A 12,174-nucleotide genomic window follows, 5' to 3' on the forward strand; every position below is an offset into this window, starting at 1 on the left:
TTTGGGAACGGAATATTTGATAATATATGTAACGCTTGTTGTGATCCAGAAGTAATGACAAGTCGCTCAGGTTTCGTGAACACTTGTAAACCCTGTAAATACCTCGCCAGCTCTTTTCTTAGCGAATAGAGCCCTTGTTGCTAGCTGTACGTAAATCATTGTGCTTTATAGTGATCAATTGCTTTGTTTATACAATGTTGAAAGTCTTCATATGACATAGACTTTTCATCAGGTCCAGCAGATAAAAAATCAATTTTTTCGTCTGGACTAGGTATTTGATAATCATCAATAAGGGGGACAGCCCATCTAGTTCTTGAAGAATATTCAACATCATGGGCTTTGCTTCATTAAATATTTGATAGAAACGTTGGCTAGTTGCTCCTGTCCAATTGGCAGCTATATATTCTGCTGGATTATATAAATTTTGATGTATTCTTTAACCGTTACATATTTACATTATTGTTACTTTACATAAAATATGTGTTTAATCATTTTCTTAGAAAGACAATAACCACCTATCATTTTTAGTGATAGATGGTTATTAGAATGTTAAATTCTTTCCGTATTTTCATCTTTATTAAGCACTTCAAATCACGCCCTCAATCCAAAAATATCCCTATTATATACTTTTTTTAAATCAAACTCTTCTAATTCTAATGTCTTCAGTATATTCTTTTTCGTATCTTCTACTTTTTTATTTGACATTAAATAGGAAAATATGTTTTTCAAATCATTTAAAAGATACAAAGGGCTGATCACTGTTTTTATATCTTTCTCATCCGTCAAGGTAGTAAGTAAAAACTCATAGTATTTTATTGACTTCCAATTTATATAATTTTCATCCCTTTTCAATGACTCAACATGTTCCTCATAGTACTTTTTTAATTCACTAATTTTACAGCTTCTATCAATATTTGATGCAGCGCACTAACTGTAGATCGGATTTCATCTACACTATACATTAATGGCTTCTTTATAGAAGATCCCCGTTCAATTACTTCATCATCTAAGTGCTGTATATCGAGTGAATGTTTCGTTTTAAGCTTGTCATAAAATGCATTTCTTAAATTAATAATTCCCCTTTCTAATACCGGATTACTCCATTTACAATTTAATTGCGCATCATAAAAATCGTCATATCAGTTTTAACCAAACACACTGAATAGAATCAGAGGCTTGGAACACTTTTATTTTAAGAAAAAGAATTTAAATCATAATGATACATCTTAAAGTCTTTTTCAAATATCTCTTGAACCAACTGAATAGTTTCTGCGTCATAAAAACTATCATAAGTAGGTAATCGTGGAAAAAGAGGCTTGGTAATATCAGCTTCTGCATAAACTCCTTTGTAAATCATCTTACTACCTTGATAATGCCAAGATTTTGATAATAGATCTAATGGTGATTTTTTCAATTTATATTCCTCTTCTAGTTTTGAAATCTCTGTGTTGAAATTTTCTAGATAAATATAGTTTGTAACAAATTCCTCTTCCCCTTGTATGTATTGTTGGGTAAAGTGAGAATCCATTTGATCTAATTGGGTCATGTGTGCTTTTAAATAATACAGAAATAGCTTAAAGGAAATTGGCTTATTGCAGGTTTCGTCACCGTACAGGAATAGGCGAATGGGCTTCCATGCAGGATTCTCAATATTTGGTGGTGGAATCAGAGCAACAAAAGAACTTACTGCTCTTCTATAAGGATTTCTTACTAGTTTGTACGTATTTTTCTCTTTAGTTTGTAAGCCATTAGCTAATCGTATTAAATAATGTGTAGAGTTCTTATATACTTCATGCTCATAGTTATGAATGAACGAGTTGTATTTTATCGCTTCTTTAAATAAATTTATTTGATAAAAAAACCAATGCGCTAGCGAGGTACAACCACTTTTTTGGCTCCAAAATAAGATTAGGGGAAAATCTTTATGAAAATGAGGTATACGCCCTTGCTTGAGTATAAAATTATATAGTTCTGTATGATTCATTTTGAACCTCCATTCTTATATAGCAAAAACATAAAATATTTTTAATACGCGATAACTAACTTTAGTCCACTAACACCAATAATGATAGCTAAAAATATTTGAAGAAGTTTAACGGGGATCTTAGTGGAGAATTTACTCCCAAGTATGACACCTGGGATAGAACCAATGAGTAGGTGAATTAATAAAAGATAATCTACGTTTCCTAAATTCATATTTAGTATGCTTGCAACCGTCACTAATAAAAACGCATGTGTAATATCCGTTCCCACTAATTCGGATGGTTCCAGTCGATATAAATATATCATTGCAATAGCGAATAAAGAGCCTGATCCAACAGAAGTAAGCCCCACGATAAAACCGAGTATTGCGCCAATAATAACTGTTAGGTTCTTTTTTTGTTTCATAGTCTGTTTTTGAAAATAATTTTGCCTAGATTCATTATAGAAAAATATTTTTATAAAAATAGAAATTGCCGCAATAATTAAAACATAACCTAATATATATTTTATAATTCCCTCTCGATTATAATGAACAATTGGTAAGACATGAATTGTTACCACTGCGATAACCGCACTAGGGATACTCCCAACAGCTAGATATTTTACTAATCTAAAATTGATGGTCTTCTGTTTCCAGTGTTGGGATATTCCAAACATTTTAGTGATAGAATTATATACTAAATCCGTTCCAACAGCTACAGAAGGACTTATACCTAGTGTTAGAAGAAATGGAGTCAGTAATGCAGCTCCGCCTATCCCTGTTACTCCAACCAATCCTCCTATAATGAAACCCATCATTATAATAGAAATACTCATGATAATTCCCCTTCCATACCGCTGGCTTTTAATAGTGATTGTTTTTTAAAGGGACTCTATGCATAGTGGGAGTATAAGCATATGAGTTAAAAATTAATTTCATTCTTCTTATATCCATATGCTTCAAAATCATCAGTAAATATTTCTGAAACAAGGTTTAGAGCTTCTTCATCATAAAAACTTCGATAGGTTGGTAATGAAGGGAAGTGTTGGTTTGTACTATCATCATCTGCATAGTTTCCTTTATAAATCATTTGATGTGCCCTATGGTGATTGGAGTTTGTAAGGAGTGATATATCAGAAGAAAGTAATCTATATTCTTTCTCCAACTTTGGAATTATTGTATTAAAATTCTCTAATTTTATATTTTGTTTGATAACCTTTTCTTCCCTCTCTATATATTGTTGTGAAACATGTTGATCTAACTGACTGGACTTCGGATCCATATCTTTGACATAATATAAAAATTGCTTAAATGAAATTCCTTTCGAATCATTTTTATCATTATAAAAATATTCTCTAATCTGTTCCCACTGTTTCGAGGCGTAAGGGTTGTCATAAAGTATTAAAAATGAGCTTACAGCTCTTTTATAAGGGTTGCGTACAAGTTTTATGGTATCCTTACTTAGTTTCAAGAGTTGCATTTCTAAATCTTTGTAGTAATCAATTTTATTTTTGTATATTTCAGATTCATAGTAAGGAATGAACGGTGCATATTTCATTGCTTCCTCCTATAATCCAATTTGGAAGAAAAACCAATTCGCCAGGGAAATGCAACCGCTTCTGTGACTCCAAAATAAAATTATAAGGAAATCCTTATGGTAGTGTGGAATCCGTTCGCCATATTCAATCAATTCTTTAACATTATCCTTCATTATTTATGATATTTCATACTGGCAATTATAATGAATGCTGAAATACAATGCTAACCACTCATACCAACTTTTTATCTGTTAAGAAACTTTGTAACAAAGCCTCCAGAAATCTAAATCTATATAATATAGATTGAATTTTTTGAAAATATAGTTAAAATGTAAAGAAAGAGGTATTCTTATATATAATGAATAGAGAATAGTACATATTTGTAGCACTTCAGGGAGATGATAGTTGCTAAAAATCAGTGTGCGTAAAGTTTTGGAACGGGCTATAGAACCTCAATCTGAAACTATAGAAAAAAGATTTGACGAATTATTCCTCCTTTACAAAAAAGAAACTGTATTTTAGAATGCACAAAGCGATTTGTTTTGTACAACTAATGAGGGTGGTACTATGGGATCTCTCGTTCTTCTTTGGATAAGGAATCCTTTTTTATTTTACTTTTTTACACTTGGGAGGTAAACGATATGAATAAACCTATTGTATTAACAGGAATTAAACCGACAGGCCATCCCCACCTTGGAAACTATATTGGAGCGATTAAACCAGCATTAGAAATGGCAAAGAATTCAAATCTACAGGGAATGTATTTTATAGCAGACTACCATGCATTAAATGCTATTCAGAATTCACAATATTTCCGAAACTTTACATATGAAATTGCAGCTGCTTGGTTGGCCCTTGGTCTAGACCCTGAAAATGTAATTTTTTATCGCCAATCCGACATACCAGAGATTTTGGAGTTGCATTGGATTTTATCTTGCCTAACACCAAAAGGATTAATGAATCGCGCCCATGCCTATAAAGGTAAGATTAACAAAAATCGAGAAGAAGGCATAGACATTGATCATGGAATTAACATGGGATTGTATACATATCCCATCCTTATGGCTTCTGATATATTAATGTTTCAATCTAATTTTGTCCCTGTAGGAAAAGATCAAATTCAACATGTAGAAATAGCAAGAGATATAGCCTCATACTTCAATCATACATATGGAGAAACGTTCTCTCTTCCAGAATATATAATACAGGAAAATACAGAAATGCTTCCTGGCCTAGATGGTAGGAAAATGAGTAAAAGTTACGGAAATGTGATTCCATTATTTGAAGACCCATCCAAATTGAAAAAACTCATATTTAAAATTAAGACAGATTCTACACTACCAACAGAACCCAAAGACCATACTACTTCACCGTTATTTGCATTATACAAAGAGTTCGCCACATCAGAAGAAATAGAAAAAATGAAAGAGCACTATCAAACTGGCATAGGGTGGGGACAGGTTAAACAAGAGGTGTTTGATGTAGTAAATCGGGAGCTGGAACAGCCACGTAAGAAGTATCATATGTACATGGAGAATTTAGATTTCTTGCAAAGTATTTTACACAAAGGGGCAAGTCGTGCTAGAGAAAAAGCTACCATACAACTACAACAAATAAAAAGTCGCATAGGGTGTTGAAAATGAAAAAAACAAAAAATTAAAATTAATATACAAAGATAATTCCTCTCAAAAGGCTTTGAGCCAATACATAAAACCTACAGAGACAATTACAATGACTCTGTGGGTTTTATAAGAATCTTGAAATGCTAAATACGCAATATGGCTGAACTACAAAAATAGTATGGGTAAATAGCGATACAATCCATTAAAGGTTGTTATTATTGATAACATATTTTAAGTAATTACTTATTATTGTTCTGACTTTTAGTTCCACACTTTTGTCTAATCCTATCCTATTACAGTGTAAGTGGAGTAAACTATTTATAATTGAATAGAGTAGTGTATTATCCGTATTTGGTTCGCATTTACTTCAATCTTTGTTCCATCAATAAAAATAGCTTCTTGATTAATGAATCCTCCCTGTACCAACTAGCAGCGAAATTGAACAAAGCATTGACGAATCAACCCTTTCACCTCTGGTGGGGCACGGAATCGATTGATTGTACGGTAGGTTGGTTCATACCCTTGAGCTAGCCACATCATCCGAAGCCTATCTTTTAAAAGTGCTGCAATTTTGCGCCCTAAGAAGACAGATTGCGTGTAGGCACATAAGATAATTTTAAGCATCATGCGTGGATGGTAGGCAGGACAGCCCTCATTTCGAAGGAACGATTCAAATGCTTCAGACGGTATACTTTCAACTAAATGGTAGACATGGAAGGCAATATCATTCTTTTGTAGCTTCACTTCTAAATCTAAAGACAAAACGAATTGATTCATGTTATAATTTTTAAACATAAGGATTTTTCTGTATTATTTTGTTGTGGTGACTTAATTTTATCAGAAATGATCCTTATTTTTTATGAAAAAATTTAAATCCGGTGAAATTTTAGTTTAGAGATGGTTTTTGTCCCAGCCTCTTTTATTTTTGGATTTTAGATACAAAAAAGGAATCCTTAATAACTTAAGGGTTCTGCAACAGGAAAGAACAAGTATATAGCAATAAAAAGAATTATTTATATTATAATTTGAAAATAAGACATACGCATTAAGAAAATTTTAAATATATCGAATATGTTTGTTGCTTAGTTGGAGAAACATTGGTGTAAGATTATATCTTGGATCTTTCATTACAAAATCAAACTTCTTAAAAAACTTCACTAATTGTATTATGAAAAAGCTAGTTTTCATATGATCAAAATGCTCTTTCTTTTCAATAATTGGATAAGGAAGAAGGTGAAGGATCTCTACTTTCCCTTTAAAAAACTCAATTATTTTTCTCATGAAATATGTTCCATAACCTTTATTTCGTTCTTCTTTCTTTATATAAATGTTAATTACTCCAAATCTTCCGGGCATGGAATTTATAAAGCCTTTAGCATATGTATTATTTAATAAAAATTTCCCTCTACTATATTTATTAGTTTTATCGACTATTAACAAAGATGCATACCCAACTCTTTTATAATCTATTACCAAAGGTGTTTTTTCACCATTAATATTAAAATTCATATCAAGTCCCTCTTTCTACAAAGTGACATTTTTACTAACTGTGTATATTCCCTACTTAATTTTACATGAAGTAATACCCAAAACAAACAATGCATTATCCATATAGCGTATTAATTCAACAAAAAATTAAATGTATACTACTGTTATTCTGTTGTACTTTTTATAAAGTAATACGATACGTGAAATTTTATTTTTCCCTTATTAGAAAAGCCCTCATAGAACTTACACCTATGAGAGCTGCCTAAGAATTTGTCGATTCTCTTTCTCTTCTATTGTACCAAGCTTTTATCATCCATGAGAAGCTATTTAAACCTTTACTGAAAGGAAATGTTGGTGCTATCCCATAATGTAAAATAGATACCCCCTAATGGAGCTTTATCTATTTTACAAGGTATTGGTGCAATTCCTGAATTATCGTTTCTGCACCTTCTGGGCTAAGAACGATTTTTCCGCCTACTAAAGATATATTTTTATCTGAAACATCTCCTGTAATCATACATGCTTGTTGTGATTTATATTTCTGTAAAATTGATTTTGTCACCATCAACAAAAATTTCCATAGGATTTTTTCTGCAACTCCTAGAGTACGTCTTAATTCGATTGGAATTACTACCCAACCTAATTCATCAATTTTTATTGAAGATAGTAACCATCCTAAAAATATCTTCTCCAACCTGAATAGTTCGTTCTTTTGTATTGTTTATTGACTCTTCTAACGAAATGGGTCCTTTGCAGATACTATAGACTAAGTCAATTCCTTGATTATAAACATTTTCACCTACATTTGAAGCATCACCCGCTATGGCAATCACAGGCTTATTAAAATGTTTACCGCGCTTGGCAACCACTATTGGAAGTTTCCCATATCCTGTCTGATTATCGATTTTTCCTTCACCTGTTATGATTAAGTCAACTTGTGGAATAGCTTCTTCAATCCCGATAAAATCTAAGATATAATCTGCACCTGAAACAAAGCTAGCATTAAGAAAATATAAAAAGCTAATTCCGATTCCACCAGCAGCACCTGTACCAGGAACTGCCGAATAGTCTTTTTTATATTTCTCTTTTAATGCAAGCGAATAGAATTGAATGGCCTGATCCACTTCCTCTATATTCTTTATACCCTTTTGTTTTCCGAAAGTATAGGTTGCGCCTTCTGGTCCGTATAAAGTATTGGTCACATCAGATAATAAAATAAATTCTTTATCTAATACATCTTCTGATAGACCTGTAGAATTTATATGGCATATATCATTGATGCCCTCTATTCCAAGTGGGATCTCTTGGTTGTTTTGATCCATAAAGGATATACCCAGTGCTTTCATCATTCCAATTCCAGCATCATTTATTCCACTTCCACCTAATCCTATGACAAATTTTCTGATTGTTGGATGCTCAGCCACGATATACTTTATTAAGATACCTAATCCGTAAGAACTCGCAGTCATTGGGTCTTCGACAGAAGAAACAAAGTGAATACCAGAAGATTGTGCCACTTCCAAAATAACTGTATCATGAGAGAAAATCCCATAGTTTGCATATGTTTTTTTTCCGTATATATCAGGAATGAGTGTTTTGTGTACTCTACAATGTTTATTGCTGCAAAGTGCTTCTAATGTACCTTCCCCACCATCTGCAACAGGATATTGAATAATTTCAATATTTTTATTGTTTTTTCTTAAACCTGTAGAAAGATAATCATTCATCTCTTGTGATGATGCACTTCCTTTAAAAGAATCGATAGCTACAAGCACTTTCAATTTGAATACACCTCATTTTAAAAAGTTTTTATAATCATATTTTTAAAGATTCTCCATTGGAGAAAATTAATTCTTTATACCAATCAAAAGAGTCTTTTTTATATCGTTTGTATGATCCTTCTCCAAAATCATTTAAATCAACATAAATGAGGCCGTATCTTTTCTCAATTTGATTCGTAGAATTCGAAATCAAGTCTATACATCCCCAAGAAGTATATCCCATTACATCAACACCATCTTCATTAATAGCTTTGCTTATTTGAAGAATATGATCATTTAAATACTTGATTCTATATGAATCTTCTATTCTTCCATTTTCAAAATGATCTTTTGCGCCTAAACCATTTTCAACAACAAACAACGGTTTTCTATATCTATCACTTAATTCTATCAAAGATATCCTCATGCCAATTGGATCAATCTGCCAACCCCAATCTGTTTCTGTCAAATAAGGGTTCTTTATCGTCGTTGCTGTATTCCCTTCATTAATGTCTAATCCATCGATTTCATATGCAGAACAAGAAGAACTGTAATAACTAAATGAAACGAAGTCGACTGGGTTTTCTTTCATAATGTCAAAATCATTTTCTTCTACATCCAGTTTAATTCCTTCATTTTCATATTTGGTCAAAAGATAAGACGGATATTCTCCAAATACTTGGGTATCAGAAAAAGCATACAGTTCTCTAGAATCCAATTGAGCAGCTAAAACATCTTCTGGCTTTGAAGTTAGCGGATAATAGGTTTGTTTAGTAATCATGCATCCCACTTTTGACTCAGGTATAATTTCATGAACTAATTTTGTGGCATAGGCACTTGCTACAAATTGATGGTGCATCGCTTGATAGATTGCACGATTAAATTCTTTATCTGAATCAAAATGATCTCTAATCAACCCACCTGACATAAAAGGATGTCTGATGATGCTATCAATCTCATTAAAAGTAATCCAATATTTTACTTTATTTTTATAGCGAGTACAAATCGTTTCCACATATCTAGAAAAGAATTCAATTGATTTTCTTGAGTACCAACCATTATATTTCTCAGAAAAATATAATGGTTGTTCATAATGACTCATTGTAACTAACGGTTCAATGCCATATTTAAGCAGTTCATCAAAGACTTCGTCATAAAACTTTAATCCCTCTTCATTGGGAACCAATTCATCTCCATTTGGAAAAATTCTTGACCAAGCTATAGATAGACGATAAACCTTGAATCCCATTTCCGCAAATAGTTTAATATCCTCCTTAAAGTGTTTGTAAAATTCTATTCCATGTCTCTTAGGATAAAACTTTGTGTCGTCTGTATTTTTTGCAACCTCTATATCTTTGCTTGTAATTGTCCAATGCTGGCTCATGTTTTTCTTATCTACATGTGGTTTAAGGAGACAGATGTCTGCAACTGATAGTCCTTTTCCTCCTGAATTCCAAGCACCTTCTATTTGGTTTGCAGCTGTCGCACCTCCCCAAAGAAATCCTTTAGGAAACATTGTTTTTTGCATGTTAATTCACTCCTTAAATAGTTATTGACGAAACTTTTTCATTTTTATTTTTCGCTCCAAAGGAAATATCTTTTATTTCCTTATAGGATGATGTAAACACCACCATAGTAGTCGGATCGTAACCAGCGTCCTTGATTTTATCTAAGCCAAATTCTATTAACAATTGACCCTTCGATACTTTTTCTCCTTGGGAAACATGAGCCTTAAATGAATTTCCTTTTAAATTTACAGTATCTATTCCGATATGTATCAAGATTTCTAAATCATTCTCCTCCTTAATTCCAATTGCATGGTTTGTGTCGAATAGCATTGCAACTTTACCATCAACTGGTGAAACTAATTTCCCATCTCGTGGAATCACTGCAAAGCCTTCACCCATCATTTTTTTCGAAAATACCTCATCATTTACTTTGTCCAAGGGGATGACTTCACCATTTAAAGGTGTATCCACAGTTACAGTTACCGTATCGTTTAGATTGCCCTTTTCAATAACAGTATTTTCTTTTGTCTCTGGCTTTGGCTTTGTCTCTGGCTCTGCTTTAAATCCCCATAAGTAAGTAACAGCAAAAGTTACTATAAAGGATATACCCATCGTAATTAAAGCATGAAGGAGATTTAATGGGTTTTCTCCGATGAAGACAGGAAGCAGGGCAATGCCTGCTCCTCCAGCTGAATATCGAACTAAACCAGATAGACCTGCGTACAATCCTCCAACAAGACCACCTATCATGACTGAAAAAAGGATTCCTTTTTGTTTGATTGTGACACCAAACATTGCCGGTTCTGTAATCCCCATTAATGCAGTAAAACCAGCGGAAGCAGCGATAGATTTTTGTTCTTTATCTTTGGTCTTGAGAGCGACCGCAAGAGATGCAGCACCTTGCGCAATATTAGATGCCAATGATCCTGGTCCTAATAATGTTTCAAATCCATTTTTGGCAATTTGTCCTAACCAGAATGGCGCTAGACTCCAGTGCATACCTGTCATGACCAACAATGGGAATAACCCGCCGATAACAGTTGGTACAATCCATGTTCCATAAGTGTTTAATCCATCAATAAATCCGGAAACAACATTTCCAATCAGATTACCTAAAGGTGCTAATGCCAACAAAGTGATAATTGAGGTTATCGCGATGGCAAACAATGGTTTCAAGAAGTATTTCAAAAAATTTGGAATACTTTTCTCGCAAATTTTCTCTACATATGACATCAACCATGTGGAGAGAATGGCTGGTATAATGGTACTACCATAATTGACAAGAGAGACTGGTATCCCTAAAAAATGTAATGGTGAACCATCTGTCACTAAAGCAGAAAAGTTCGGATGGAGTAGTGTACCTGCAACGACCATCGCTAAAACCGGATTGACTCTGAATTTTTTTGCTGCTCCATATGCAACCACAATAGGCATAAAATAAAAAGCTGCATCAGCGATGAAATTTAATATAATATAATTTTCAGATTCCTTACTAACCCATTTAAGAGTGACAAAAAGAGCCAGAAATGCTTTTAATAGACCTGCACCAGTTAGTGCAGGAATCATAGGTGTTATAGAACCGGAAAGAACTCCTAAAATTCGAGAGAAAAATCCTCCATTCGTATTTTTTCTTTCATTATCCCCATTTCCAATCACCATGCTAGACACCGCTTCATAAACATGGGGCACTTCAGTTCCTATAATTATCTGGTATTGGTCTGATAATTTTGAAATTCCTTTTACTCCAGATAAATTTTGAATATCTGTATCACTTGCCTTACTTTTATTATTCAATACAAACCTTAGTCGAGTCGCACAGTGAGTAACCTCATTTATATTTTCTGAGCCACCAACAAGATTAATAATCTTTTCGGCTAAATTTTTATAATCCATATTATTTGAACTCCTTTCTTATTTTGAAACCGTCTTCTTCTATAGTGTAATCCATAGTTTTCTTTTTGAAAGCGATTTTCAAATTTTGAAAATAAATAATTAAGCTAATATAAAGGGAACTTTATCTAATTATTATTTTTTCTAAATACTGACTGTAAAACAAAAAGCTGACCAAACATAATTGGTCAGCAAGCCTTTTTATTTCATTAGAAGGGGGAGCACCCCACATCCATCAACTTAAGGATTCGGACTATTCTTGAAATTAAAAGCACGTTACTATTTTCTTATATTAATGAGAAAGGGTGACGTACTTTTTATGAATATGCATCCAAAACAAGAGTTGTCTTTATTTGCCGAGGAGTTATATCGATATATGTCTCCCACTACACTTAATCAATTAGC

The 12,174-nt window shown here is 32.9% G+C and carries 7 protein-coding genes and 4 pseudogenes; 1 reads left to right on the forward strand and 10 read right to left on the reverse strand.

The annotated features are described in order from the left end of the window. Window positions 1–295 precede the first annotated feature (295 nt). From MR059_RS17180 to MR059_RS17195, 4 genes and pseudogenes are all read right to left on the reverse strand, one after another. A pseudogene (locus tag MR059_RS17180) lies at window positions 296–433 on the reverse strand (WXG100 family type VII secretion target); the annotation flags it as partial. Between the two features lie 759 nt (window positions 434–1,192). After that, window positions 1,193–1,984 (reverse strand): sulfotransferase family 2 domain-containing protein, encoded by a 792-nt coding sequence (locus MR059_RS17185; RefSeq protein ID WP_012094808.1) that lies wholly within the window; start codon window positions 1,982–1,984, stop codon window positions 1,193–1,195. A 41-nt stretch (window positions 1,985–2,025) separates the two neighbouring features. Then, window positions 2,026–2,799, reverse strand: coding sequence for a sulfite exporter TauE/SafE family protein (locus MR059_RS17190; protein ID WP_012094809.1), 774 nt, complete (start codon window positions 2,797–2,799; stop codon window positions 2,026–2,028). Window positions 2,800–2,885: 86 nt separating this feature from the next. Then, window positions 2,886–3,674, reverse strand: a pseudogene (locus MR059_RS17195) (sulfotransferase family 2 domain-containing protein). A 468-nt stretch (window positions 3,675–4,142) separates the two neighbouring features. On the opposite strand from MR059_RS17195, the gene MR059_RS17200 reads away from it, so the two are divergent. Beyond that, window positions 4,143–5,138 (forward strand): tryptophan--tRNA ligase, encoded by a 996-nt coding sequence (locus MR059_RS17200; protein ID WP_012094810.1) that lies wholly within the window; start codon window positions 4,143–4,145, stop codon window positions 5,136–5,138. A gap of 324 nt (window positions 5,139–5,462) precedes the next feature. Here the strand turns inward: MR059_RS17200 and MR059_RS17205 are convergent. The 6 genes and pseudogenes from MR059_RS17205 to MR059_RS17230 all read right to left on the reverse strand — a co-directional run. Continuing rightward, window positions 5,463–5,918: pseudogene (locus tag MR059_RS17205) on the reverse strand (transposase); the annotation flags it as partial. A gap of 261 nt (window positions 5,919–6,179) precedes the next feature. Next, on the reverse strand, window positions 6,180–6,632 hold the full coding sequence (locus MR059_RS17210; RefSeq protein WP_210351733.1) for a GNAT family N-acetyltransferase: 453 nt from the start codon (window positions 6,630–6,632) through the stop codon (window positions 6,180–6,182). 379 nt (window positions 6,633–7,011) lie between these two features. Continuing rightward, window positions 7,012–7,269 (reverse strand): annotated as a pseudogene (locus MR059_RS17215) (AbrB/MazE/SpoVT family DNA-binding domain-containing protein). Then, window positions 7,259–8,386, reverse strand: coding sequence for a glycerate kinase family protein (locus MR059_RS17220; protein ID WP_242161920.1), 1,128 nt, complete (start codon window positions 8,384–8,386; stop codon window positions 7,259–7,261). The pseudogene MR059_RS17215 and the gene MR059_RS17220 overlap by 11 nt, the downstream one beginning before the upstream one ends. 40 nt (window positions 8,387–8,426) lie before the next feature. Further along, complete coding sequence (locus MR059_RS17225; protein ID WP_210351735.1) at window positions 8,427–9,899, reverse strand: glycoside hydrolase family 1 protein; 1,473 nt, start codon at window positions 9,897–9,899, stop codon at window positions 8,427–8,429. Window positions 9,900–9,912: 13 nt separating this feature from the next. Then, window positions 9,913–11,772, reverse strand: coding sequence for a beta-glucoside-specific PTS transporter subunit IIABC (locus MR059_RS17230; RefSeq protein WP_210351736.1), 1,860 nt, complete (start codon window positions 11,770–11,772; stop codon window positions 9,913–9,915). Between the last annotated feature and the right edge of the window lie 402 nt (window positions 11,773–12,174).

The sequence above is a fragment of the Bacillus cereus group sp. BfR-BA-01522 genome (genome assembly GCF_022662635.1).
GTDB lineage: Bacteria > Bacillota > Bacilli > Bacillales > Bacillaceae_G > Bacillus_A > Bacillus_A cytotoxicus.